General features: G+C 60.5%; 26 protein-coding genes. 15 read left to right on the top strand and 11 right to left on the bottom strand.

What is annotated here, in order from left to right; translation table 11 throughout:
• Window positions 1–8: 8 nt before the first annotated feature.
• The 5 genes from L858_RS0116975 to L858_RS0116955 all read left to right on the top strand — a co-directional run bounded on the left by L858_RS0116975 (window position 9) and on the right by L858_RS0116955 (window position 3,214).
• Window positions 9–257 carry a type II toxin-antitoxin system VapB family antitoxin gene (locus tag L858_RS0116975; RefSeq protein WP_022684293.1) on the top strand — a complete coding sequence of 83 codons (249 nt, stop codon included), beginning with the start codon at window positions 9–11 and terminating at the stop codon, window positions 255–257.
• Window positions 254–643 carry a type II toxin-antitoxin system VapC family toxin gene (locus tag L858_RS0116970; protein ID WP_022684292.1) on the top strand — a complete coding sequence of 130 codons (390 nt, stop codon included), beginning with the start codon at window positions 254–256 and terminating at the stop codon, window positions 641–643. Before L858_RS0116975 ends, L858_RS0116970 begins: the two co-directional genes overlap by 4 nt.
• The gene (locus L858_RS0116965) at window positions 640–1,020 is read left to right on the top strand and encodes a hypothetical protein (RefSeq protein ID WP_022684291.1); all 381 of its coding nucleotides are present in this window, start codon (window positions 640–642) and stop codon (window positions 1,018–1,020) included. The genes L858_RS0116970 and L858_RS0116965 overlap by 4 nt, the downstream gene beginning before the upstream one ends.
• Window positions 1,017–1,976, top strand: coding sequence for a tyrosine-type recombinase/integrase (locus tag L858_RS0116960; RefSeq protein WP_022684290.1), 960 nt, complete (start codon window positions 1,017–1,019; stop codon window positions 1,974–1,976). Before L858_RS0116965 ends, L858_RS0116960 begins: the two co-directional genes overlap by 4 nt.
• A 95-nt stretch (window positions 1,977–2,071) precedes the next feature.
• Window positions 2,072–3,214 (top strand): Fic family protein, encoded by a 1,143-nt coding sequence (locus L858_RS0116955; RefSeq protein ID WP_022684289.1) that lies wholly within the window; start codon window positions 2,072–2,074, stop codon window positions 3,212–3,214.
• On the opposite strand, the gene L858_RS0116950 is transcribed toward L858_RS0116955, so the two are convergent.
• Entirely contained in the window at window positions 3,192–3,425 is a 234-nt protein-coding gene (locus tag L858_RS0116950; RefSeq protein WP_022684288.1) for a type II toxin-antitoxin system Phd/YefM family antitoxin, read from the bottom strand. The genes L858_RS0116955 and L858_RS0116950 overlap by 23 nt on opposite strands.
• A gap of 98 nt (window positions 3,426–3,523) precedes the next feature.
• Here L858_RS0116950 and L858_RS22450 point away from each other — a divergent pair, with 98 nt between their 5' ends.
• Window positions 3,524–3,652, top strand: coding sequence for a hypothetical protein (locus L858_RS22450; protein WP_274518613.1), 129 nt, complete (start codon window positions 3,524–3,526; stop codon window positions 3,650–3,652).
• An 89-nt stretch (window positions 3,653–3,741) separates the two neighbouring features.
• On the opposite strand, the gene L858_RS0116945 is transcribed toward L858_RS22450, so the two are convergent.
• Window positions 3,742–4,437: a DUF6118 family protein gene (locus L858_RS0116945; protein ID WP_028056244.1), complete on the bottom strand. Its 696-nt coding sequence runs from the start codon at window positions 4,435–4,437 to the stop codon at window positions 3,742–3,744.
• Between the two features lie 8 nt (window positions 4,438–4,445).
• Window positions 4,446–7,319 (bottom strand): Ti-type conjugative transfer relaxase TraA, encoded by a 2,874-nt coding sequence (gene traA, locus L858_RS0116940; protein WP_022684287.1) that lies wholly within the window; start codon window positions 7,317–7,319, stop codon window positions 4,446–4,448.
• Between the two features lie 168 nt (window positions 7,320–7,487).
• Here traA and L858_RS20470 point away from each other — a divergent pair, with 168 nt between their 5' ends.
• Both L858_RS20470 and L858_RS20465 read left to right on the top strand, forming a co-directional pair.
• Window positions 7,488–7,736, top strand: coding sequence for a conjugal transfer protein TraD (locus L858_RS20470; protein WP_022684286.1), 249 nt, complete (start codon window positions 7,488–7,490; stop codon window positions 7,734–7,736).
• 94 nt (window positions 7,737–7,830) lie between these two features.
• The gene (locus L858_RS20465; RefSeq protein WP_037504880.1) at window positions 7,831–8,052 is read left to right on the top strand and encodes a conjugal transfer protein TraD; all 222 of its coding nucleotides are present in this window, start codon (window positions 7,831–7,833) and stop codon (window positions 8,050–8,052) included.
• Between the two features lie 26 nt (window positions 8,053–8,078).
• Here the strand turns inward: L858_RS20465 and L858_RS0116925 are convergent, their stop codons facing one another.
• The 6 genes from L858_RS0116925 to rfbC form a co-directional block, all read right to left on the bottom strand.
• Entirely contained in the window at window positions 8,079–8,360 is a 282-nt protein-coding gene (locus L858_RS0116925; protein ID WP_022684284.1) for a hypothetical protein, read from the bottom strand.
• A 40-nt stretch (window positions 8,361–8,400) separates the two neighbouring features.
• Entirely contained in the window at window positions 8,401–9,279 is an 879-nt protein-coding gene (locus L858_RS20460) for a class I mannose-6-phosphate isomerase (protein ID WP_022684283.1), read from the bottom strand.
• A gap of 117 nt (window positions 9,280–9,396) precedes the next feature.
• Window positions 9,397–10,263 carry a glucose-1-phosphate thymidylyltransferase RfbA gene (gene rfbA, locus L858_RS0116915; RefSeq protein ID WP_022684282.1) on the bottom strand — a complete coding sequence of 289 codons (867 nt, stop codon included), beginning with the start codon at window positions 10,261–10,263 and terminating at the stop codon, window positions 9,397–9,399.
• Between the two features lie 28 nt (window positions 10,264–10,291).
• Window positions 10,292–11,182, bottom strand: a complete 891-nt coding sequence (rfbD, locus tag L858_RS0116910; RefSeq protein WP_022684281.1) for a dTDP-4-dehydrorhamnose reductase — start codon at window positions 11,180–11,182, stop codon at window positions 10,292–10,294.
• On the bottom strand, window positions 11,179–12,246 hold the full coding sequence (gene rfbB, locus L858_RS0116905) for a dTDP-glucose 4,6-dehydratase (protein ID WP_022684280.1): 1,068 nt from the start codon (window positions 12,244–12,246) through the stop codon (window positions 11,179–11,181). Before rfbB ends, rfbD begins: the two co-directional genes overlap by 4 nt.
• A gap of 4 nt (window positions 12,247–12,250) precedes the next feature.
• A complete protein-coding gene (gene rfbC, locus L858_RS0116900) occupies window positions 12,251–12,814 on the bottom strand; it encodes a dTDP-4-dehydrorhamnose 3,5-epimerase (protein WP_022684279.1) in 564 nt (187 codons plus the stop codon).
• Between the two features lie 202 nt (window positions 12,815–13,016).
• Between rfbC and L858_RS0116895 the strand changes: the two genes are divergently transcribed.
• Both L858_RS0116895 and L858_RS0116890 read left to right on the top strand, forming a co-directional pair.
• The gene (locus L858_RS0116895) at window positions 13,017–14,093 is read left to right on the top strand and encodes a mannose-1-phosphate guanylyltransferase/mannose-6-phosphate isomerase (RefSeq protein WP_022684278.1); all 1,077 of its coding nucleotides are present in this window, start codon (window positions 13,017–13,019) and stop codon (window positions 14,091–14,093) included.
• Entirely contained in the window at window positions 14,090–15,583 is a 1,494-nt protein-coding gene (locus L858_RS0116890) for a phosphomannomutase (protein ID WP_022684277.1), read from the top strand. Before L858_RS0116895 ends, L858_RS0116890 begins: the two co-directional genes overlap by 4 nt.
• 12 nt (window positions 15,584–15,595) lie before the next feature.
• Here the strand turns inward: L858_RS0116890 and L858_RS0116885 are convergent, their stop codons facing one another.
• The gene (locus L858_RS0116885; RefSeq protein WP_022684276.1) at window positions 15,596–16,840 is read right to left on the bottom strand and encodes a glycosyltransferase family 4 protein; all 1,245 of its coding nucleotides are present in this window, start codon (window positions 16,838–16,840) and stop codon (window positions 15,596–15,598) included.
• A 29-nt stretch (window positions 16,841–16,869) separates the two neighbouring features.
• Window positions 16,870–18,144, bottom strand: a complete 1,275-nt coding sequence (locus tag L858_RS0116880) for a polysaccharide biosynthesis/export family protein (protein WP_022684275.1) — start codon at window positions 18,142–18,144, stop codon at window positions 16,870–16,872.
• A 217-nt stretch (window positions 18,145–18,361) separates the two neighbouring features.
• Here L858_RS0116880 and L858_RS0116875 point away from each other — a divergent pair, with 217 nt between their 5' ends.
• From L858_RS0116875 to L858_RS21395, 5 genes are read left to right on the top strand one after another with little or no spacing between them, the layout of a single operon-like run.
• On the top strand, window positions 18,362–19,555 hold the full coding sequence (locus L858_RS0116875) for a KpsE/RkpR family capsule polysaccharide export protein (protein WP_022684274.1): 1,194 nt from the start codon (window positions 18,362–18,364) through the stop codon (window positions 19,553–19,555).
• A 7-nt stretch (window positions 19,556–19,562) separates the two neighbouring features.
• Window positions 19,563–20,363: an ABC transporter permease gene (locus L858_RS0116870; RefSeq protein WP_028056240.1), complete on the top strand. Its 801-nt coding sequence runs from the start codon at window positions 19,563–19,565 to the stop codon at window positions 20,361–20,363.
• Entirely contained in the window at window positions 20,360–21,019 is a 660-nt protein-coding gene (locus L858_RS0116865) for an ABC transporter ATP-binding protein (RefSeq protein ID WP_022684272.1), read from the top strand. The genes L858_RS0116870 and L858_RS0116865 overlap by 4 nt, the downstream gene beginning before the upstream one ends.
• A 20-nt stretch (window positions 21,020–21,039) precedes the next feature.
• Complete coding sequence (gene gmd, locus L858_RS20455; RefSeq protein ID WP_022684271.1) at window positions 21,040–22,074, top strand: GDP-mannose 4,6-dehydratase; 1,035 nt, start codon at window positions 21,040–21,042, stop codon at window positions 22,072–22,074.
• Window positions 22,064–22,978 (top strand): NAD-dependent epimerase/dehydratase family protein, encoded by a 915-nt coding sequence (locus L858_RS21395; protein WP_238564987.1) that lies wholly within the window; start codon window positions 22,064–22,066, stop codon window positions 22,976–22,978. Before gmd ends, L858_RS21395 begins: the two co-directional genes overlap by 11 nt.
• Window positions 22,979–23,305: the final 327 nt, after the last annotated feature.

The raw sequence follows: 23,305 nt of genomic DNA, 5'->3' as shown, positions 1-23,305 counted from the left end.
GGTGCTTTGTGAGCCTCAACATCAAAGACCCCGAAGCGCACCGGCTTGCCCAAGCCATCGCCCAAGCGACCGGCGAGAGCATGACCCGGGTCGTCACGCAGGCGCTGCGCGAACGCTATGCCAGCATCGAGCGCCGCAAAGGCAAGGCAAGCGTGCACGAACTGCTGGCCATCGCCGATCGGGCGGCCGCGCATGTGACGCAGCCCTATGCCGATCATGCCGAGTTGCTGTACGATGAGAATGGCCTGCCGAAATGATCCTCGACACATCGGCACTGGTCGCAATCCTCTACCGCGAACCTGAAGCGGAGGCGTTCGTCCAAGCCATCCATAATGCCGATGCCTGCCGCATCAGCGTCGCCAATCATCTCGAATTGTCCATGGTTATCGAAAACCAGCTGGGGGCCGAAGGGATGCGACAGGCTGAAGCCTTCTTCCGGCGCGCTGGTATCATGATAGAGCCGGTGACAGTCGAGCATGGCGAGCTGGCCCGGCAAGCCTTTCTCGATTTCGGAAAGGGTCGTCATAAGGCGGGGCTGAACTTCGGCGATTGCTTCGCCTATGCGCTGGCGAAAGCGACCGGCGAGCCGCTTCTGTTCAAGGGCAATGACTTCGCCCTCACCGATATCGAGGTTGCCGCATGACTGAGGAAAATGACGCTTTTGCCGACAATCAGGCTGAGCGCGAACAGGCCAAGGCGCTACGCGAGCGGGCGCGCTCTGGCGGACTACGGTTTGAGGCCTATCTTCCCGGCAGCATGGCCGACTGGGTGCTGGAACGGGTCGAAGGCGGGTGGTTCGCCGATCCATCCGAAGCGGTGTTCGCTATCGTCAGTAACTATATCGACTTGGAGCCGCATCGCGATCTGCGCGATGAGCTGCTGCGCCGGCAATTGGATGCGTCCCTGGAAGATGTAAAAGCTGGCCGCGTCCGCGATCTGGACGAAGTCATGGACGAATTGCGTCGAGAGGTTACCAAGCCCCGTCCTGAGCCGGCGCACTGGGAAAAAATCGCGCGATGACGCGGCTCACCCCTCTCGCCTCGTCAGATCTGGCGCTGCCGGCGCTGATCGCGTCGGCCGACAACAAAGCCCGGCTCCGCTTCCTCGAATTTTTCGCGGCAAACATCCGCAACCCGAACACCCGGCGCGCCTATGCGCGGGCAGCGGGCGACTTCCTCAGCTGGTGCTTTGCCCATGGTGCACGCAACCTTGCCGAGATCGCTCCGCTTCATGTCGCGGGCTGGGTAGAGGAACTCGGCCAGTCGCTTTCCGCGCCCACCGTCAAGCTGCGCCTCGCGGCGGTGCGCAATCTGTTCGACTGGCTGGTCATGGGCCAGATCATCCCCTTCAACCCCGCCTCCAGCGTGCGCGGCCCCGCCCATAGCGCGCGCACTGGACGCACGCCCGTACTGGAAGCCGAGGAGGCCCGCGCCCTGCTCGACGCGATCGACATTTCGACCGAAGCGGGCCTGCGTGATCGGGCGCTGATCGGCCTCATGGTCTACAGCTTCGCGCGCGTCGGCGCGGCGCTCGCCATGAAGCGGGAGGATGTGTTTGTGCAGGGCCGCCGCCATTGGCTGCGGCTGCATGAAAAGGGCGGCAAGCGGCATGAAATGCCCTGCCACCACCAACTGGAAGAATATCTCCTCGCCTATATCGAAAGCTGCGGCCTGGCGGAGGCCAAGGCGCCCCTGTTCCGCACCATCAGCCGCGCAACGAAGCGGCTGAGCGAAACCCCGCTCTCCCAGCCCGACGCCCACGCCATGGTGCGCCGCCGCGCCAAGGCCGCGGGCATCGCAACCCGCATCGGCAATCACAGCTTCCGCGCGACCGGGATCACCACTTATCTCAAAAATGGCGGCACGCTGGAAAACGCCGCCGCCATGGCCAATCACAGCTCGACCCGGACGACGCAGATTTACGACCGGCGAAGGGACGAGATCAGCCTTGCCGAAGTAGAGCGGGTGCGGATTTGATGAGAGGGGGTACGATCAAGTTTCGATCGACAGGGTTGCTTTCTATAAATCATTTTCTACGATATTATGATCGATAGAAAGGGGTTTTATCGATCATGCTCTGGAATTGGCAACTGTCCGACTGGCCCCAGTTCCGCTTCGACCAGGCGTCCCTGCGTGCCGCAGAAGAGCGTTTCATAAAAGGGGCTGGCGTTATCGTTGGATCGCTGCACCATCTCGATGGCGAGGCACGCCAAGGCATTGCGATCGAGCTGATTTCCCAGGAAATGGTCGATAGCTCGGCCATTGAGGGAGAAGTGCTGGACCGCGCGAGCGTCCAGTCCTCCATCGCGCGACAGCTTGGCTTTGCTTCGGCCAAGCGCCGGTCAAACCCCGCGGAAGCCGGGGCAGCAGAGCTTATGGTGGACCTCTATAGGCGCTATGCCGAGCCGTTAGGCGATCAGCTTCTGTTTGAATGGCATAGCATGCTGATGAACGGCCGTCGCGATCTGGCCGATATCGGCGCTTATCGCACCCATGCCGACGCCATGCAGATCGTGTCCGGCGCGCTCCACGCACCACGCGTTCATTTCGAAGCGCCGCCATCGGATCGGGTATCAGGGGAGATGGCGCAGTTTATCGCCTGGTTCAACGATAGTTGCCCGCAAGGCTCTGCTCCCCTCCCAGCGATCACGCGCGCGGGCATTGCGCATCTCTGGTTCGAGACGATCCACCCATTTGAGGACGGCAACGGCCGCCTGGGCCGCGCCATTGCCGAGAAGGCTTTGGCTCAGAGCCTGGAGGCGCCCACGCTGACGGCGCTCTCTGCCACCATCAATCGACACAGGAAGGCCTATTATGCCGAACTACAGCGAGCCAGCCAGAGCAATCAGATTGATGACTGGCTACATTGGTTTGCCAGCATCGTTCTGGAAGCGCAGTCCCGGACCCTCGCCAGCATCCGTTTCCTGATCGAGAAGACCCGCCTGCTTGATCGACTGCGCGGCAAGATCAATGCGCGACAGGAAAAGGCGCTCATCCGCATGATGGCCGAAGGGCCTGACGGCTTCATTGGCGGCTTGAGTGCGCACAATTATCGCACGATCACCGACGCCACATCGGCAACCGCCACCCGCGATCTGGCTGAACTCGTCGAACTGGGTGCGCTACAACGGACTGGTGAGCGCCGTTATGCCCGCTATCATCTCGTGATCAGCACGAATGTATCTGGGAACCTCAAATCAGATTCCAACCACTAAGTTCCTCATTGAGGAGCGGCTCGTCGAAACGTTCATCGATGCCGATCTTGCCTTCAAGAGCCCCAAAGCGCCGCTTACCGACAGGCGAAACGGGAACGAGACGCACTGCCGGCACATTGCCCCTGGCAATAACCACTTCGCCACCTGCCAGCGCATCGGCAATCAACCGGGACAGGTTGGACTTGGCCTCGTGAACCGAAAATTGAGCCATTAGGCACCTTCCTTGGCTACATTTAGCTAAGCAGGGATCATCGGACAACTGTCGAGATTTCCCGGCAATCCCTGGCACGGATTTCCAATGCCGCCGCCATGACCAAATCACAGCTTGACCCGCAGGCGCAGATTTATGACCAACAGAGAGACGAGATCAGCCGTGCCGAGGTGGAGCGGGTGCGGATTTCAACTCCCGCAACCTTGCAAATTTCAAACGTAGATTGAATATTGCGAGGATGATTGAGCGGCATCGAGGTGATGTTGCTGTCGACGGCCGTGCATGCTCTTGGGCAGGAATGATCGGTAGGAGGGACCTACTCGCCCTTCACCTCGATCGTGCAGCGCATGGCCTTCTCCGCCTTGGCAGCGGCTTTGCGGCACCTCTCGATCGTTTCGCTATTGTCACGGACGAGATTGGCGGCCTCGATGATTGCATCCCAGCTCGGCTGCGAGACACTGGTCATGAGATGCTGGCCTGCTCCCCAGATGGTACGCTCATCCAGCACCCGCGCAGCCATGCGCTCGGGCCATTGCCAGCTCGCAGGCATTAACTGCGCGATCGGCCCCGCCAGCGCGGCATAGAGCAGCAGGCCCAATGCCAGGCCAATGCCCCCGGAAATGAACAATTGCGTCCTCTGCTCCTTCGCCTGGCGCACCGAGCCTGTCAGCCGGCGCAGATCGCCGACCGCGCCGTCCAGCGCCGCTTTCGACGCCTGCGCCTCGCCCCGCACGGCGTTCACCGCTTCCCTGACGGAGGCGTTCAGCCGGTTGCCCATCGTCTCGGGCGTCAGCGTCATGGCGGGGCTTTGGCGCATGGCCTCGGTCTGCTTCACCAATATCCCCAGCACCTTCTCGGTGCGGGCGAGGGTCGGCTCATAGTCGGGAATGTCGATGGACTCGCGCGCGGCGGTCAGCCCTTCCACGGCGCGACGCAGCAGCGTCACCTCGCCGCGCAGCTGCTCGAACGCCGCGACTGGGTCGTCCTGCTCGACCTCGCGATACTGGTCCATTCTTCCTCCTATCGTTCGAGCCCGCGGTCCCGGCCCAGCCCCAATCCTTGGGTCAGCTGGCGGCCGAGATCACGCCCACGGTCCATGCCCATTTCGAGCCCCAGCTCGCGCACCCGCCCGCGCAGCACCGCCTCCATTTGCGGGTCGCGCTCCAGGCTTTTCGCCATGCCGGCCATGGCCTCGCCAGCCTTCTCGCGGCCTGCGCTGCCGCTAGCGCGATATTCTGCCTGAAGCCCCTGCCAGCGTTCCACGAACTGCGCGGCGCGCAGATGCGGATCGGCCCGCAAGCGCGCCTCCTGCGCCATGGCGGCAAGCAGGGGACCGCTGCGCCCCGATGCTGCCTCGCGGGCAAGACCCGGATTGCGCGCGATCGCCGCGCTCATGTCGCGTGACGCATGGGGCTGGACCTGATCGAGCGCAGTGCGCGCCTGTTCCAGCGCGACTTTCTGATGCTCCAGAACGGGCGCGCCCTTCTCCTGCGCCTGGGATATGGCCCCTGTGGCCCGGGCCACACGCTCCACCGCCCGCACCAGCGTCCGGTCAGCGGCAGCTGGCTCCGTCCTCGGTGAGGAAGCACGCGACAGCCGCAAGCCGTCGAACATGCCACGCCGCTTGGCGGGCGCATCGGGCAAGCGGATCTCGTCCGACAGCCCGCGCAGATCAGCAAAGGCGCGGCGCGGCCCGTCGGCATCGCGGGCATAATCCGACGCCATATCCTTGGCCCGCTCACGCCCGAGCGTCCGCACAAGCTGGCGCTGGTCGGCAAAATCGTCGCGGCCATAATGAAGCTGTACCCCGTCGCGATGCCGCGACAGCGCCACATAGGCTGAATGGCGGTCCATGCCGGGGGTAGCCAGCACATGCGTCCGATCGACCGTTACCCCCTGCGATTTGTGGATGGTGGCGGCATAGCCATGATCGACATGGGCGTAATCCTTGAAGTCGAAGGCTAGCCTACGCCCGTCATCGAGCCGCACCGCCATGCGCTCCGGCGACACGGTTTCGATCCGCCCCAGCGTGCCATTCTTCACGCCCAGCCCGCGCTCATTCTTGAGGAACATGATGCGGTCGCCGCTGGCGAAATCGCGCGCGCCCCGCTCGGCCGCTACCCCCACATCCGCACCCAGTTCGCCAGCATCGCGCAGCCGCTCGCGCGCGGCGAGATTGAGGTCGCGCACCTCGGCATTGGTGTGGGTGAGGATGATGCGGCTCTGATCGGGATCGGCACGGCGCTGCTCATCCCAGCGGTCGATCAGTTCGCTCCGCGCCTGCTCACGCGTCTCCGCCGCATGGACCATGCCCTTCTGCTCATAAGCATGAACGGCCTCACCCGTTCGGCCCGTCGCCAGCGCCTTGGTGGCATCCCGCTGCCACTCCGCGCGCTGCCGGCGTATCTCGCCGATCTCGGCCCAGCCATGGCGCTCGGCCAGGCTGCGGAAGGCCGCGCCGGCCTCGATCGCCTGCAACTGCTCGGGGTCGCCGACCAGCACCACCTTCGCCCCGGCGTCGGCGGCATGGGACAGCACCCGCTCCATCTGGCGCGTGCCGATCATCCCTGCCTCGTCGATCACCAGTATGTCGCGCGGGGAAAGCTGCTCGCGCCCCTGCTCCCACTGATATTCGAGTGCAGCGATCGTCCGGGAAGCAATGCCCGATCCGCTCTCCAGATTTTCCGCCGCAATGCCTGACAGCGCAACGCCATGGACCCGATAGCCCGCACTCTCCCAAGCCTCGCGCGCCACGCCCAGCATCGCCGATTTGCCGGTCCCGGCATAGCCAACGACCGACGCCAGCCCCTCCCTGCCAGTGATATGCTCCAGCGCTCCGCGCTGTTCCGTGGAGAGGACAAGTCCCCGCGTTTCAGCGGTCGCCAACGCGTCGTCGCGATGCCGACCGGCGAGGCCATGTTGCGCCTGGCCTCCGAGCCGATCGGCGGCCGATTCCAACCGCTGTTCAGCCGCCATCATGTCGTGGGAGGTGAAGCGGTCATTCCCCTTCCCGTCGATCCCCAATGCCACCAGTTCGGGGCTGGACCGCACCGCCCTCAGAGCCTCATCGAACTGCGCCTTCCCGTCGCTGTGCCGATGCACGAACATGGCAAGATCGCGGGTGGTGAAAGTGGCCTGTTGCCGCGTGATCGCGTCCAGGGCGATGGAAGGATTGGCGATGATTTTCTCGCCATTCTCTCGCGCAATCCGGACATGATCTTCCGCGCGTTCGGCGCCCTCGCCGCGTTCCAATCGCCGCGATCCGGCAGGGCCGATCTTGTGCTGCGGCTCAAGGTCAATCCCCTGCGCCGCCAACGTCCGGTGATCGATCCGCGCATCGATATCCAGCTCGGCAAGACGCTCGTTCACATGGGCTTCCCATGCCTCGCGCCATTCCTTCAGCAGCTCCGTGCCGTTCCACTCGCGCACCTTCTTGCCGAAGCCGTCGGGGCCCACTTCGCGCATCGACAGCATGACATGGGCGTGCGGCTTGGGCTGCCCATCCGTGCCCTTATCCCAATGCACATTGAGGTCGGCGACCATGCCACGTTTCACGAACTGCTTTTCGACAAAATCACGGGCAAGCCGGACGCCCTGCACCTGGTTCATCTCGCGGGGGATCGCGAACTCCACCTCGCGGGCAAGCTGCGCGTCCTTGCGCTTCTCCCCTGCCTCGACTTCGTTCCACAAGGTCGCACGATCCGCCAGGCGCTCCGGCGCCCCTTGGGGCAGCAGCACTTCGGAATGAATGACGCCTGCCTTGTTCGAGAAATCATGGGCACGCCCAAGCCGCTCGTCTTGCAATTCGGATGCCGAACGATAGGCGGCCGACGCCACTGCGCTCGATCCATTGGCGCGGCTGATGACTTTGGCGGAGAAATGGTAGATCGCCATTACCCAATGATTCTCGCAGCTTAGCAGCACGTCGGCAACGACGTATAAGCGCGCACTCACACTCTCTGCCGTTCGCCTGAGTGACTTCGTCGCATTTTCGGGTTCGGCCGATTCCCTCTAGGGAGAGCGCTGATAGTCTCCTGCTTTCAATTGCTTAAGGGAACAGCCATGCGCAAGGTGCGCGACTATGATGCGGAATTGAAGGCGCTGAACGACAAGGCGCGCGCCCTGAAGGCGAAGAAGGTCGAGCAGCTCGGCCAGCTTGTGACGGTGACCGGGGCCGATACGCTCGATCCTGATATACTCGCCGGTGCCCTTATCGCAGCAGTGGAAGCGCCCGATGCGGAAGCAAGGGAGGCGTGGCGCGCGAAGGGCCAGGCCTTCTTTCAACAGCGGAGGAAAAAGGCTCGCGCATGATCTCGCGGCCACCGGCAAGGCCATGGTGCGCACGCAGCGCGCTCTTCGCCGCGCCGAAGCCGGTCAGCGCCGCACCGACACACGGGATTGGGTGATGCAGCGCAGGGAACGCACGCGCCACCTGATCGAGCTGGGCGGCCTGGTCCAGAAAGCCGGGCTCGTCGATCTGGCCGACGACGATCGCGCCACCCTTTATGGCGCGCTGCTGGAGTTGGCCGGAAAGGCGCGGGAGGACAGCAGCACGCTGGCACTCTGGAAGCGGCGCGGCCGCCGTGCGTTCGACGCGGAAGCGGAAGAAAAGAGCGGAATGGCCTGAAGCGTTCCGGCCCATTCTCGTCCCCCTCATGTCCGGGTCGAAAAATCTTCCCGCATTGCGTCGATCATGAAGCGCCAGACATTGGCGGCATCGCTTTGATAGCCTTCCTCGGATTCGTCCGGACCCACATATCTGATCAGCGTAGCGCCTGCTTCCGCCATGCGCGTGCTTGGCTCATGCAACGCTTCCAGCACCGAACGAACTTGGGGCAGATAGCTGCGCCACAAGGGCGTGCCATCACGCTCCGCATCCTCAGCATGACCATTGAGTTTGCACAGGGTGCGCGCGGCGCGTTCGATCGGCGTCATGAAACGAAAGTTGCAGCAGTGAACGGCCTGGTCAAGATGGCTAGCTGGCGAGCGCTCTTGGAGCCATGGTTGGGATGGCATCGATGCCTTGCTGATCGGCACCGCATTGCGCCACCGCAGGCCGAGCGAGGAGAGCGCTCATCGGCTCCGCAATCTCGACGCTTGCCCCGCCCGTTATCAGCCAACATTCACCGGGACGCCAGGCCTGACCATCGATCAATCCGGACCCAGCCAATGGAATGAACCACAGCATTTCCCCCTCAATCTCCCGGCGGGATCGGGCTGCACCCTGAACGATATCAAGGGTGAAGGGCGCCCCGGAGGCGACCAGCTGTGTTTCGGCGGTCAGGGGAATGACATGATCGGGCATGGCATAAGGCTCCGCCACGCTGACCGACACGCCCTGGTCGAGATGCAATTCACGCGGCCGCCCATAGTCATAGAGGCGATAGGTCACGTCATTATTCTGCTGGATTTCCACCAGCGTCACGCCGCCGCCGATCGCATGCACCGTTCCTGCGGGGATATAATAGAAGCTGCCGGGCTGGACGGGCTTCCATTCCATCAGCGCCTCGATGCTGCCGTCCAGCGCCGCAGTGCGCAATTCCTCACAGGTCAGATCCTGGGTCGTACCAATGCCTAACCGGGCATCGGGCGCGGCATCCAGCACATACCAGCATTCGGACTTGCCGCCGGCCAGCCCATATTGCCGGGCCTGCTCATCATTGGGGTGAACCTGAACCGACAGATTTTCGCTGGTGAAGATGTATTTCACCAGGAGAGGCAGCCTGATTGCTTGTTCAGGAGAGAACCAGATTTCGCCGATGCGTAGGCCATCATTGGTGGCGATATGCGAGGGAATATCGGTGCGGCCCCACGGCTTTTCGACAGCTCGGGCAACAAGACGATGTATCGGCATATTGCCCCTTTGAGTTCCGTTTCCGCTGAAAGCCTTGGCCTTGGCTGATTTTTTTGTCAGGCCTCCCCTATCTTTTATTCGCTTTCAGGAGTCAGGCAAGCGCTTATGGGCATTGAGTTACGCCGATATTAATCGCCGCAAGTAGAGAGCATAATTCGACTTGCCGAGCTTGCCGATCGCCCGCTCCAGCTCCGCAACGCCGATGAAGCCTTGGCGGAAAGCGATTTCCTCGGGACTGGCGATCTTGAAGCCCTGTCGCTTCTCCAGAACACGGACGAAATCGGCCGCGTCCAGCATGCTGTCGGGCGTGCCGGTGTCGAGCCAGGCATAGCCGCGGCCCATGATCTCCACATTGAGCTGCCCGCGCTCCAGATAGGCGCGATTGACGTCGGTGATCTCCAGCTCACCGCGCGCCGAGGGCTCCAGGTTTGCGGCAATGTCCACCACCTGCTCGTCATAGAAATAGAGCCCTGTGACCGCCCAGTTGGACTGTGGCTGGGCCGGCTTCTCCTCGATCGATACGGCCTTCATCGAACCGTCGAAGCTTACCACACCGTACCGCTCGGGATCGTTCACATGATAGGCGAAGACGCTCGCGCCTTCCTTGCGCGACGAAGCGCTGGCGAGCAGTTCGGGCAAGCCATGCCCATAATAGATATTGTCGCCCAGGATCAGCGCCGACTGCTGCCCCGCCACGAAATCAGCACCGATGATATAGGCCTGCGCCAGCCCGTCGGGGCTCGGCTGCCCGGCAAATTCGAAGCGCATACCCCATTGCGATCCGTCGCCCAGCAGCGCCTGGAAGGCGGGCAGGTCGCGCGGGGTGGAGATGATCAGCACCTCGCGGATGCCCGCCAGCATCAGGGTGCTCAGCGGATAATAGATCATCGGCTTGTCATAGACCGACATCAGCTGCTTCGAGGTCGCCAGCGTCATCGGATAAAGGCGGGTGCCGCTGCCACCGGCGAGGATGATACCCTTCATGCGTCGTCGTTCCTTTTGGGTGGAGAGGTCAGTTCGCCACGGCCTGCAGGCGAGCGATTACGGTTTCCAACGACCCGTGCCAGTCGGGCAAGGCCACGCCATGCACCCTTGCAATCAAGCCGCAGTCGAGCCGGCTATTGGATGGGCGGGTGGCCGGCGTCGGATAGTCGGCGGTAGTGATCCGCTTGACCCGCGCCGCAGGTCCACCCCGCGCAGCGGATGCGGCGAAGATGGCATCGGCAAAATCGGCCCAGCTGCCCTCTCCGCTGGCAGTCATGTGGAAGACGCCGCGCAAGAATGGGCTACTATCGGATACCATATTGGTAGCTACCCGCAGGATACCATCGGCTATCTCCAGGGCGCTGGTGGGATTGCCCAGCTGATCGGCGACGACGGACACCTCATCCTTGTCGCCAGCCAGATGCAGCATGGTCTTCACGAAATTCGCGCCGAACGGGCTATAGACCCATGCCACGCGCAGCACCGCGCTATTGTCGCCATGGGCAGCCAGCACCGCCTGCTCGCCTGCCAGCTTGGACGCGCCATAGACGCCCGTCGGCCCGGTTGGGTCGCTCTCGACATAGGGATGATCGAGCCTGCCGTCGAAGACATAGTCGGTCGAGACATGGATCAGCGGCACGCCCAGCCCCCTCGCCGCCTCCGCCACCGCGCCAGCGCCGGCGCCGTTCACCGCATGGGCGAGTTCGCTCTCGCTCTCAGCCTTGTCGACCGCTGTATAGGCAGCCGCCGAGACGATGGCATCTGGCGCAGCCGCCTCGAACGCGCTGGCAACCGAATCCGGCTCGGCTAGGTCCAGCTCAGGCCGGCCCAGCGCGATAATTTCATGTCCGGCGGCGCTTCCCCGCTCGATCAGGCTGGTCACGACCTGACCGGCCTTGCCGGTGACGGCAATTCTCACGCAGCCACTCCGGCGGGCGCGGCGTTCAGCCCTAGCCTCTGGCCGTCATAACGATCGCGCAACGGGCGCCACCACCATTCATTCTCCAGATACCAGCGCACGGTCTTCTCGATGCCGCTGTCGAAATTCTCCTGCGCGCGCCAGCCCAGTTCCGTCTCCAGCCTGGTCGCGTCGATCGCATAGCGCGCATCATGGCCCGGGCGATCGGTAACGAACTCGATCAGCCCTTCGCGTGGCGCATCGGCAGGAACCAGCTCATCCAGCACCGCGCAAATCCGGCGCACCACGTCAATGTTGCGCCGTTCGTTACGGCCACCGACATTATAGGTTTCGCCGGGCACCCCGCGCTCGATGATGATGTCGAGCGCACGGGCATGGTCATCGACATAGAGCCAGTCGCGCACATTCTCACCCTTGCCATAGACCGGCAGCGCACGGCCTGCGAGCGCGTTCAGGATGGTGAGCGGGATCAGCTTTTCGGGGAAATGATAGGGACCGTAATTGTTCGAGCAGTTCGACACCACCACAGGCAGCCCATAGGTGCGCTGCCAGGCCTTGGCGAGATGGTCAGACGCGGCCTTGGACGCCGAATAGGGCGAGCTGGGATCGTAGGGCGTGCTTTCCTCGAACAGCCCTTCATCGCCGAGCGAGCCATAGACCTCGTCGGTCGAGACATGGAGGAAGCGGAAATCCTCCTTCGCCGCGCCGGAAAGGCCGTTCCAATAGCCACGCGCGGCCTCCAGCAGGGTGAAGGTGCCCACGACATTGGTCTGGATGAAGTCGGCCGCGCCGGTGATCGAGCGGTCGACATGGCTTTCCGCCGCCAAGTGCATGATGCGGTCGGGCCGGAAGCCGGTGATCGCCGCGTTAATAGCCGCGCGGTCACAGATGTCGGCCTTAAGGAAGCGGTGGCTGGCCTTGCCTTCGACGGCCTTGAGCGAAGCCTCGCACCCTGCATAGGTCAGCGCGTCGACGGTCAGGACCTCATAGCCCTTTTCCAGCACCAGATAGCGGACGAGGGCCGAACCGATGAAACCAGCGCCTCCCGTAACGATCACGCGCATGGCGTCACTTCCCCCAGGTGAAATAATCCGGAAGGTCAGCAAGCAAGGGCTGCTGCCGGTCCTTCGGTGAAAGCGTATCGGGATCGGCCGCATCGGGCCACTCGATGCCGATCGCCGGATCGTCCCAGCGCACCCCTTTGTCGCACTCCGCACTATAAAAGCTGGTCACCTTGTAACAGATGACCGTGTTCGGCTCGATGGAGCAAAATCCGTGGGCAAAACCGGGAGGAATCCAGAGCTGCTTGCCATTGTCGGGGGTCAGCGTCTCGGCCACCCATTGGCCGAAAGTGGGAGAGCCCCGACGGACATCCACCACGACGTCGAACAGCGCGCCTGCGGTGCAGCGAACGAGCTTGCCCTGGGAATGGGGTTCGCTCTGGAAATGCAGGCCTCGGATGGTGCCCTGTCGAGCGCTCAGCGACTCATTGTCCTGGACGAAGGTGAAATCGCCAACATGCAGAGCGAACAGATCGGCTCGGAAGGTTTCTGAAAAATAGCCGCGGTCATCACCTATGCGGCGAGGGGTCAAGAATTTAATCCCTGCAATATTAGCGGCTTGGATTTCCATATTCTACCTTCAAGCGCCAGCCACATCGCCGTTCGAAACCATTCGAAACGATGGGTTGATGGCGCGATAGCCAAGCATCGCTCATTTGAAAATCACTTGGCAAGTCGGGCCATTCCGCGCATGAAGCCCGCGGGCGGGGCTCGGCTCATTTTGTTGTCGGATCATGCTCTAAGTATTTGTTTTTATTTAGACCATGTGAGTTATGACGAATAGCTTCCCGAAAATCGTGCCCGTAATCTTATCCGGCGGTTCCGGCACGCGGCTCTGGCCCGTCTCGACACCCGAACGCCCGAAGCAATTATTGCCGCTGACGGCGGATGAAACCATGCTCCAGCTGACGGTCCAGCGGATTGCCAGCTTTGATGCCGCGCCGGTGGGACCCCCAATCCTGGTTGCCAATGCCGCGCACGCCACTATCATCGACGAGCAGCTTACCGACAGTGGTATCGAGGATTATCTCGTCCTGCTCGAACCCTTTGGTCGGAACACGGCTCCCGCAATCGCCTTAGCCGCGCTTGAGGCGGAGGCGAGCGATGCGATGCTGGTCATGCCGAGCGACCATGTGATCGTCGATCTCCCGGCTTTTCATGAAGCAATTGCCCGCGCGCTGCCGCTGGTGGCCGAAGGGTGGCTCGTCACGTTCGGCATCAACCCGGATGCTCCCGAAACCGGATATGGCTATATCAAGATGGGCCAGACCTGTGGGGACAGGATCCATGAGGTGGAGCGCTTCGTCGAGAAGCCTGATGCGGATCGCGCCGCGGCGATGCTGGCCGAAGGCAATCATGCCTGGAATGCCGGCATTTTCATGTTTCGCGCCGACGCCTATCTGGCGGCTCTGGAGCGCCATCAGCCAGATATGCTTGCTGCGGCCAAGGCTGCGCTGGAAAAGGCCGAACGCAGCGGCTCGCACATATCGCCTGAGCCGCAGGCCTTTGCGGCCTGCCCATCGGATTCGATCGACTATGCCATCATGGAACGCGAAGACCGCGTGGCATGCGTGCCGGTGGACATGGGCTGGTCCGACGTCGGAAGCTGGGATTCCCTGCACGCCGTCAGCACCCAGGACGATGCAGGAAACGCCGTTCGCGGACAGGCTTTGGCTCTGGGAGCGCGCAACTGCCTTGTCCACACCGATGGCCCGCGCGTTACGGTCGTCGATGTCGACGACCTGATCGTCGTCGTCTCGCAAGGCGAGGTCATGATCCTGCGTCGCGGCGAGTCCCAGAAAGTGCGCCAGGTTGCCGAGGCTCTCAAGAACGCGGCGCCCGGCGCATGACGCAGATTGTCTCGGTTGCCGGCCTGATGGAACGTTCCGGGGTCGCATTCGGAACCAGCGGCGCGCGCGGCCTGGTCAGCGCCATGACGGACATGGTGTGCTTCACCTATACCTGCGCATTCCTGCAGCATCTTGAGACTATCGGCCAATTCGCATCCGGCACGCGCGTAGCGATCGCGGGCGATCTGCGCCCGTCCTCGCCGCGCATCATTGCGGCTTGTGCGGCGGCTGTCCGGCACAAGGGCGGGAAGGTCGATTTCTGCGGTTTTGTGCCATCCCCTGCGGTCGCCGCCTATGGCTTTGCGCAGGCTATCCCTTCGCTGATGGTGACGGGGAGCCACATTCCCGACGATCGCAACGGCATCAAGTTCAACCGGGTGGATGGCGAGGTCCTCAAGCCGGATGAACTGGCCATGCGCGCCCAGAATGTGTCCCTGCCGGACCTGTTCGACGATCAGGGCATGCTGAAAGAAGCGCAGGACAGTGCGCCCCTCGTCGATGCCGAGACGGATTATGTGGCGCGATATGCCGATTTCTTCGGATCGCAGGCGCTGGAAGGGCTGAAGCTCGGCATCTATGAACATTCCGCCGTCGGCCGCGACGTGCTGGCCCAGATCGTCGAGCGACTGGGCGGGCAGGCTATCCGCCTCGGCCGATCCGAGACATTCATCCCGGTCGATACGGAAGCCGTTCGCCCGGAAGACCAGGCTCTCGCCCGTCAATGGGCTGCCGATCTGCAACTCAATGCCATCCTCTCCACCGATGGAGATTCCGATCGCCCGCTGCTAGCCGATGAAAGCGGAGCGTGGATGCGTGGCGATGTGCTCGGCATATTGTGTGCCCGCGCCCTTGGCATCAACGCTGTGGCAACGCCGGTCAGCTGCAACAGCGCGGTCGAATTGTCCGGCCAGTTCAACGTAGTGCGCCGCACCCGCATCGGATCCCCCTTCGTCATCGAGGCGATGAACGCTCTGGTCGAGGAAGGCCAAGCCACGGTGTGCGGCTATGAGGCCAATGGCGGCTTTCTGCTCGCGACCACAGTCGAGGCGGACGGGCGTTCCCTGTCTGCACTCCCCACACGCGATGCTGTGCTGCCCATCCTCGCCGTTCTGGTTGATGCGCGGCGGCGCAAGGTGTCGCTGTCGGCGCTACAGGCGCAACTACCGCCCCGCTATACGTTCAGCGAGCGGCTGCAGGATTATCCCACCAGCCAGAGCCAGGCACTGATCGCGCATCTTCAGGAAGGGGGCGAGGCCGAAATAATGGCGCGATTGACGCAGATGTTCGGCGCCCTCGTCGGCACTGCGGACGGGATCGATACGACCGACGGGCTGCGCATCCATTTCGAAGCGGGCGATATCATCCACCTACGCCCCAGCGGAAACGCCCCGGAACTGCGTTGCTATACCGAAAGCGACACGGCCGAGCGTGCTGCCTGGCTCAACGAACAGGCCCTGCGCTTGATCGGCAACCGCAAGACCGAAGACTGAGCGTCAAGCCCGCTAGGCAATGGCCGCCAGCAACCCTCGCGCAGAGGATTTCCAGCTGGCGCTTGGCCGAACCACATTGATCCGGCCAGCCTGTGCATGGTCGGCCCACTGCTGGATGCAGGCGCCCAGTTCCTGAGCATCGGCATCCGCCGGGAAATAATGAACGCCCTGTCCCTCATGGATGCGGAATATGGGCAAGTCACGCGCCAGCACCGGCTTGCCATGCCCAAGCGCCTCTATCAGCGGCAGTCCGAACCCCTCGGCGTGCGACGCGATAATCACGCCGCTGCACGCCTGATAGATATGCCCCAGCTCCAGATCGTCGATATCGTCGAACCACAGCAGCTTGTCGCCATATTCGGGATGCGCATGGATCGCGTCCCGCAGATCATCGATACGCCATCCCATCCGGCCTACCAGAACCAGGCGATTGTCCGCGCCCTGACGCCAGAGTGCGCTAAAGGCCGCCAGGATATCGGCATGCCCCTTGCGCGGCTCAAGCGTCCCCACCATCAGCCAGAAGGGCGATGACGTATCGAACCGCACGGCGTTATCCGAGCTACGGACCGTCACCGAATCGAGCAGCGATTCCCGGATATCGTGGCCCATCGCCACCACCTTCGTGCGATAGCCTGATGTCAGGCCGTATCGCGTTGCCAGCACCCGCTGTAGGTCGCGCTCGGTCTGCTCGGATATGCACAGGAAGCCTTCGCTTAGGCCAACGATGGTGTCGAGCCAGGCCTTGTAGCGAAGGACATTGTTGGGCGAGAACCAGTCGGATTTTTCCACCGGCAGGAGATCGCAGATCAGGAACCAGAAACGCCCGCCATCCTGAACGAACCGGCTCAACTGACGACGATAGCGGCGAATGGTGTCGAGCGAGAAATCAAGGCCGATGAACAAGTCGCCCGGCTCCGCCCAGATTTCCGCGCGATCGACAATCGCGCTGGCATCGGGCCAGGATATGCCATGATAGGGACGGCGCCGATCCGCCGCGACAAAGCGGACATCCCACTCGCCTGCCGCCTCGTCCTTCAAAGCCAGCGCCAAGGCGCGCACCACACGCTGAATGCCGGTCCCGGCGTCATGCCGGCTGATGACCGCCAGATCGATGAACAAGCGCCGAGTGGTGGGCAATGCGCGCTCCTGAACAGGCGCGATCTTGCGTCGTTGATAGCGCGCGCGCAGCTTGCGGATCACGCCGGAGGTCACCGCCTGTTCGACATGACGGGGCAACAGATCCCAGAAAGCCTTCACGACAACGCCACTCCCAAGCGGGCCAACCCTTATCTCAATGTTGTCGCCGTCGTCGCGATCGGCAGGAAGGTGGAGTAGATCACGCTCACAAATTTCTGGATATCGGCCAGCGGTGCATTCGATACGTACAGAACGTCCTTGTTCCGGATCGGGAAGCTTTGCGCGATGAAGAGACTGGAAGGATCCTTCATGTTAATGCGATAGATAACCGGCACCTTGCCGTCAGGCGTAAGATGGACTGTCTCCCGAATGGCCGGATCGAGCGCGTCGGGATCTTCAAAGCGGAAGATGAATACCCCCTTCACGTCGGCGCGGGCATCCTGCAGCCCGGAAATGCGGCCAAGCGCCTGCGCTAGCGTCAGCCCGGTCGCCTCGAAGGGCAGTTCATCGTTCCTGCCGATCGCACCCAGAGCGGTGAAGCTGTAGGGCTGATAGAGCAGGGTCATGACATCGTCAGGCTCAAGCCGGACATTCTGCCGGGGATCGCGGATCACCGTCTCCAGGGGCAGCGAGGATACCTTCATGCCGCGCGTGATCTGGACGGTCATCTTGCCGACAGGCTGCCGCACCCCGCCGGCTGTCGCCAGGATGTCGAGAATACGCTCGCCGCGCGCGGTCAGCGGCACGCGCGCGCTATTGGCGACTTCACCCACGACCGTAACGTTCGCCGCAGCATTACGCGACAGGCGCACGATCGCCTGAGGCTGGTGCGCCATGCCGGCCAGGCGAGACGTAATGGTTCGCGCGATCTCCTGCGGCGTCCGCCCCGCAGCCTGTACCCGGCCAATGAACGGAATGATGATTTGGCCGTCGCTGTCGACCATCTGCTCAGGCAGCGGCGTACCGCGTGAAAGTGAACCGGAGCTGGTCGATCCTAGCCGCACGTCACTGCTGGAGCCGCCGAACAGCGTCGCGGGCGGCGCTTCCCAAATCGCAATGTCGAGAACATCGCCCTGTCCGATCACTGATCCAATTGGCCGCCCTTCGCCCAGATCCTCTACAAAGGAGGAATGAGGGGTGTTGGCGATGACATCGCGGGCCACCGCATCCGTAACGTCTATGAGCTTAATCTGGGAGTCATTGACCGTCTGTTCCCGCTCTGCCCTGATAGCACGGGCTGTTGGACCGGACGAAGACATGATGGCGCAACCTGAAAGCACCATAGCCAGGCATGCCGCCCCAGCCATCCGGACTGACTTCATTGGTTTATTCATCGGGGTCCAGCCAGATCCAACTATTACAGACAAGCGCGCAATCAGGGGCGAAAGGCGCTGACCTATGGCTGAACCGGGCAAGCGGATCAAGGACGCTCCACATAAAATCCCTCACCCGCACTAAGGATCCTGCGCCTGGTGCAAATCCGCCCATTCCGACGACAATCGTAGGACCGGTCCATTCACCGCTTCCGTGAAGGAAAATAGAGGCTTCCCGCACGGCCTGCTGGACGATAGTGCGCGAGGCGGTTAGGGCCGGTTGCAGCCCGTCCCAAGCGGATGTTGGTTGTTTGGAATTTATAGGTTTATGGATGCCATGCACGCTAAAATTGAACCCGGCCTTGAATATCCGCAGGGGCATCAGGAACAACGTGCACTATATTATGCAGAGAAGCAGGAAATGATCGCAAGAAATTTTAAAAAGATCAGTCCACTTTTTCTGATAACGGTCATCATTCCGACTCTGCTGGCCATCCTGTATTTTGGCTTCATTGCATCGGACGTTTATATTTCGGAATCGCGCTTCACCGTTCGAAGCCCCGAAAAATCTACGCCCACCGGTCTTGGCGCCCTGTTCAAAAGCTCAGGTTTCACCAACGCGGGGGACGAGGTCTACGCAGCCCAGGACTATGTGCAATCCCGCGACGCCTTGCAGGCGCTCAACAGGAAAAATGCCTTTACGCGCGCTTATTCCGCCCCTTCGATTTCTGCTTTTGATCGCTTTCCCGGAATAGGTTGGGGAACGACTTTTGAGGACCTGTATAAATATTATAAGAAAAAAGTGGATGTAAAATACGAAACATCCTCCTCCATTGTTACTCTAACCGTGCGAGCTTTCACACCGCGAGATGCGGCACGGTTCAACGAGCAACTGCTGGAAATGGCCGAAGCCACCGTCAACAAGCTCAATGAGCGGGGGCGGCAGGATCTCATTCGTTTCGCCCAGAGAGAAGTCGGTGAGGCCAAAGTCAAATCGCAAACCGCAGCGCTGGCCCTGTCCGCCTATCGCAACGCGGCAGGGGTCGTAGACCCAGAAAAGCAGGCGACGGTTCAGGTCCAGATGATTTCGAAGCTGCAGGACGAATTGATCGCCACCCGCACGCAACTGACCGAAACGCGCACCGTATCTCCCCAGAACCCGCAAATCGAAGTGCTAGCCACGCGGGCTAAAAGCCTGAGCGATGAGATCGACAAACAGCTTGGCCTCGTTGCCGGCAGCAGCAGGTCGCTTTCGTCCCGCGCCGCCCAATATCAACGCCTCTTGCTCGAAAATCAGTTCGCCGACAAGCAACTGGCTAGTGCGATGGCATCCCTTGACGAAGCTCGAAACGAAGCAAACCGCAAACAGGCTTATGTCGAGCGTATCGTGCAACCCAATGTTCCCGATGAACCACTGGAACCGCGACGGTGGCGCGGTATTTTCTCGACCTTTATCTTGGGGCTTGCCGCATGGGGCATCATCAGCATGCTGGTCGCGGGGATGCTGGAACATCGGGACTAGCAACCACGTGACAACCTTTTCGCAACTCGCCGCAATCAGTCGCAGCGCAGCGATTCAGGGGCGGGTGATCTATGCGCTTTTGATGCGCGAGATTCTCACCCGTTATGGCCGGCACAATATCGGCTTCCTTTGGCTGTTCGTTGAGCCGATGCTGTTCACAACTGGCGTCACCATATTGTGGACGCTGTCCCAGTCGGTGCATGGATCATCACTGCCTATCGTTGCTTTTGCACTCACCGGCTATTCTAGCGTCCTCTTGTGGCGCAACATGCCCGCAAGATGCATCGGTGCCATAGAGCCAAACCTCGCGCTCATGTATCATCGTAACGTCAAGGCGATTGATGTCTTTCTGGCGCGTCTTCTGCTGGAAGCCGGCGGGGCAACAATTTCGTTCGTGACCCTTAGCCTGTTCTACATCTATATTGGGTGGCTTGAACCACCTGAAGATGTTCTCACCGTGGTAGAAGGATGGTTACTGCTTGCCTGGTTCGGAGCAAGCCTTGCCATGCTACTTGGGGCTCTGGCAGAAAGGAGCGAGCTAATAGAACGGTTCTGGCATCCGGCATCCTACATCACCTTTCCGCTTTCAGGAGCGGGCTTCCTAGTCGATGCCTTGCCTACCTCTGCACAGAAATATGCGCTTTATATCCCAATGGTAAACGGAGTGGAGTTGGTGCGTGAGGGATATTTTGGCAACCAGATCCGCACCCATTATGACCTACCCTATCTACTGGGGTGCTGTATCGCGCTAACCCTGCTCGCGCTGGCGCAAGTCAATGTTGTCAATCGGGAGATCACACCCGAATGATTATCGCCGATCATGTCCATAAAATTTATCCGACGCGACAAGGCAATCGCGTGATACTTAGCGATATATCCTTTTCAGTCGCTCGTGGGGAAAAGCTAGGCATTTTGGGCCGTAACGGTGCCGGCAAGTCGACCCTGATCAGATTGATCAGCGGTGCGGAACGACCTACATCTGGCACGATCACCAGGACCATGTCCGTTTCCTGGCCGCTTGCCTTTGGCGGAGCATTCCAGGGCGCCTTGACTGGGTTTGACAATGTCCGCTTCATAAGTCGCATATACAATCAAGATTATGCCCAAAATATTGATTTTGTTCAGGATTTTACTGAACTTGGCCTTTATCTTCGTGAACCGGTCAAATCCTATTCCCAAGGTATGCGGGCGCGGCTCGCCTTCGCCATTTCGATGATCATCGAATTTGACTGCTATCTGATCGACGAAGTGAGCGCTGTAGGTGATGCGCGCTTTCACGAGAAATGTGCGGTCGAACTTTTCCATAAGCGTGCTGATCGCGCCATGCTGATCATTTCTCACGACCCAGAGTATATTAAAAATCACTGTAGCAAGTTCGCCATATTAAATAAAGGTGATATGAAATTATACACAGACTTTGATCAAGCATATGGACATCATATGCATAACATGCACAGTGCATAATTTTATAATTGGAGTATAAAATGGCTAAAGTCGCCCTTATTACTGGCGTAACCGGACAAGACGGTAGCTACCTTTCTGAACTTCTTCTTGGAAAAGGCTATGAAGTTCATGGCATGGTTCGGCGAGCAAGCACAGTAAATACTTGGCGCATCGATCATCTTTTAGAAGAAGAACAGGATAATCGTTTTTCGTTGCACTATGGCGACCTGTCAGATGCCAACTCCCTACGTCGCCTGATTGATCTCACGCAACCAAATGAAATCTATAATCTAGCCGCGCAAAGCCATGTCCGCGTCAGCTTTGACCAGCCTGAATATACCACGGACGCTACGGGAACCGGCGTTCTGCGTTTGTTGGAAGCGATCCGTGCTTCTACGCAATATGCGCCCAAGACAGTGCGCTTCTATCAAGCCGGATCGAGCGAAATGTTCGGGTCCGCTAAGCCGCCTCAGAGCGAGGCCACGCGCTTCGAACCCCGCAGCCCTTATGCTTGCGCCAAGGTGTATGCCCATTACCAAACGGTCAATTACCGCGAAAGCTATGGGATGTTTGCGAGTAACGGCATCCTCTTCAACCATGAAAGCCCTCGCCGCGGCGAAGCCTTCGTTACGCGAAAGATCACTCTTGCCGCAGCGCGGATCAAACTAGGTCTGCAGAAAAAATTGTATCTGGGCAATCTCGACGCCAAGCGCGACTGGGGCTTTGCAGGCGATTATGTTGAAGCGATGTGGCGGATGCTTCAACATGACCGACCTGATGACTTTGTGGTTGCCACCAACAAGGCGATCTCGATCCGAGATTTTCTCGCGTTAACATTCGAGCATATTGATCTTGATTGGCAAGATTTCGTGGAGATTGACGAGCGCTTCTACCGCCCGGCAGAGGTTGATTACCTGCTCGGTGATTACAGCAAGACACAGCGGGATCTGGGATGGTCACCCACCCACGACGTCGCGTCACTTGCCAAAATGATGGTCGAAAGTGACTTGAAGCTAGCACAGCGTGAGCATCAACATCGTAAATTCGATGAGCTTGAGGCGCAGATTGTCCGATAAGCCGGGCCTTCTCGTCACCGGCGCATCAGGGTTTGTCGGTCAACGCGCGATTGCCCTCGGGCGATCGCGTTTCAACATCATCGCAACAGGCAGGGGAAAAAGGCCCGATTGGCTTCCCGCGGATGCGGCTTGGTGTGCGGTTGATCTACTCGATCGCAGGTCGGTGGCCCGCTTGCCCGTTGATATCCCCTTTGTCCTTCACTTGGCCAGTGAAACGGTGCCTTCGAAATTTTCGGACTATGAGCCACTGGTCGATTCTGTCGAAATGACACTGAACCTGTGTCGCCACCTGCGATCGGGACGATTGCTGTTCGCCAGTTCCTGTTTGGTTTATGGCGCCAGCCAAAATCCACTAACGGAGGAAGACCCTGTCGATCCGCGCGGCAATTATGGTCTGGCCAAAGCCATGTGCGAGAATATCGTGCTCCGCGCTTCAGGTATCGATGCGGTGGTCGCACGTCCCTTTAACCATATCGGCGCCGGAATGCGACCGGACCTCGTCATCCCCTCCATTATCCGCCGAGTCCGGGATGCGTCCGATGGTACTACTATCGAAATGGCAGGCCTCAACAGCATTCGGGATTTTCTGGATGTCGACGATATTATCGAGGCTTATTTCGCTGTTCTCATGACCAAAAACCGGACCCACTCGATCTTCAATGTCGCCAGCGGCGTGGCGATAAGCATCAGCGACATAACGCGCATGATCGCTGCCATCCTCAACAAACAAGTCGGGGAGATTGCCTTTGCTGCACAACGGAACTCAGCAGACGACACACCAATCATGGTCGGGGCCTCGCAGAGGCTTCGCTTGATAACCGGATGGGCGCCAAGATACGATGGTGAACAGACTTTGAGGCGACTGATTGCAGGGTCGCCAGATTGTGCAGCGAGAGCTAATTAAGAAACTCCGCTAACCTTGATCGTCCAGAAGCGATGCTAGGGCTACACAGAACGGGATGGCAAGGTTTCGCCAAAGCCCACATACAATGTCCACTTCACCGTCATCACGTCAGAAGTTGACAGATTTAGGCGCATTGGTCCACCAGCGCGCTATTACTAAAAGACTTGAAGAAATGAATGTTAATACGAAAAAGCGGACAGAGGTCTTGGCTGAGTGAAATCGGGGGTCACGGTGATTGAAGGTAAACGAATCTGGGTGGCAGGCCACCGTGGAATGGTCGGGTCGGCTATTGTCCGCAGGCTTAATACCAACATGCATTGATCACGA

Source organism: Sphingobium bisphenolivorans, assembly GCF_000412635.1.
Lineage (GTDB): Bacteria > Pseudomonadota > Alphaproteobacteria > Sphingomonadales > Sphingomonadaceae > Sphingobium > Sphingobium bisphenolivorans.
Note: the sequence above shows the minus strand (reverse complement) of the source record. Positions and strands in the feature narration are given on the sequence as shown.

What these genes read in the sequence shown, in the direction of transcription:
- L858_RS0116970 (WP_022684292.1), top strand. Translation starts at nt 254, where the DNA reads ATGATCCTCGACACATCGGCACTGGTCGCAATCCTCTACCGCGAACCT.
- L858_RS0116965 (WP_022684291.1), top strand. Translation starts at nt 640, where the DNA reads ATGACTGAGGAAAATGACGCTTTTGCCGACAATCAGGCTGAGCGCGAA.
- L858_RS0116960 (WP_022684290.1), top strand. Translation starts at nt 1,017, where the DNA reads ATGACGCGGCTCACCCCTCTCGCCTCGTCAGATCTGGCGCTGCCGGCG.
- L858_RS0116955 (WP_022684289.1), top strand. Translation starts at nt 2,072, where the DNA reads ATGCTCTGGAATTGGCAACTGTCCGACTGGCCCCAGTTCCGCTTCGAC.
- L858_RS0116950 (WP_022684288.1), bottom strand. Translation starts at nt 3,425, where the DNA reads ATGGCTCAATTTTCGGTTCACGAGGCCAAGTCCAACCTGTCCCGGTTG.
- L858_RS22450 (WP_274518613.1), top strand. Translation starts at nt 3,524, where the DNA reads ATGACCAAATCACAGCTTGACCCGCAGGCGCAGATTTATGACCAACAG.
- L858_RS0116945 (WP_028056244.1), bottom strand. Translation starts at nt 4,437, where the DNA reads ATGGACCAGTATCGCGAGGTCGAGCAGGACGACCCAGTCGCGGCGTTC.
- traA (WP_022684287.1), bottom strand. Translation starts at nt 7,319, where the DNA reads ATGGCGATCTACCATTTCTCCGCCAAAGTCATCAGCCGCGCCAATGGA.
- L858_RS20470 (WP_022684286.1), top strand. Translation starts at nt 7,488, where the DNA reads ATGCGCAAGGTGCGCGACTATGATGCGGAATTGAAGGCGCTGAACGAC.
- L858_RS20465 (WP_037504880.1), top strand. Translation starts at nt 7,831, where the DNA reads ATGCAGCGCAGGGAACGCACGCGCCACCTGATCGAGCTGGGCGGCCTG.
- L858_RS0116925 (WP_022684284.1), bottom strand. Translation starts at nt 8,360, where the DNA reads ATGACGCCGATCGAACGCGCCGCGCGCACCCTGTGCAAACTCAATGGT.
- L858_RS20460 (WP_022684283.1), bottom strand. Translation starts at nt 9,279, where the DNA reads ATGCCGATACATCGTCTTGTTGCCCGAGCTGTCGAAAAGCCGTGGGGC.
- rfbA (WP_022684282.1), bottom strand. Translation starts at nt 10,263, where the DNA reads ATGAAGGGTATCATCCTCGCCGGTGGCAGCGGCACCCGCCTTTATCCG.
- rfbB (WP_022684280.1), bottom strand. Translation starts at nt 12,246, where the DNA reads ATGCGCGTGATCGTTACGGGAGGCGCTGGTTTCATCGGTTCGGCCCTC.
- rfbC (WP_022684279.1), bottom strand. Translation starts at nt 12,814, where the DNA reads ATGGAAATCCAAGCCGCTAATATTGCAGGGATTAAATTCTTGACCCCT.
- L858_RS0116895 (WP_022684278.1), top strand. Translation starts at nt 13,017, where the DNA reads ATGACGAATAGCTTCCCGAAAATCGTGCCCGTAATCTTATCCGGCGGT.
- L858_RS0116890 (WP_022684277.1), top strand. Translation starts at nt 14,090, where the DNA reads ATGACGCAGATTGTCTCGGTTGCCGGCCTGATGGAACGTTCCGGGGTC.
- L858_RS0116875 (WP_022684274.1), top strand. Translation starts at nt 18,362, where the DNA reads ATGGATGCCATGCACGCTAAAATTGAACCCGGCCTTGAATATCCGCAG.
- L858_RS0116865 (WP_022684272.1), top strand. Translation starts at nt 20,360, where the DNA reads ATGATTATCGCCGATCATGTCCATAAAATTTATCCGACGCGACAAGGC.
- gmd (WP_022684271.1), top strand. Translation starts at nt 21,040, where the DNA reads ATGGCTAAAGTCGCCCTTATTACTGGCGTAACCGGACAAGACGGTAGC.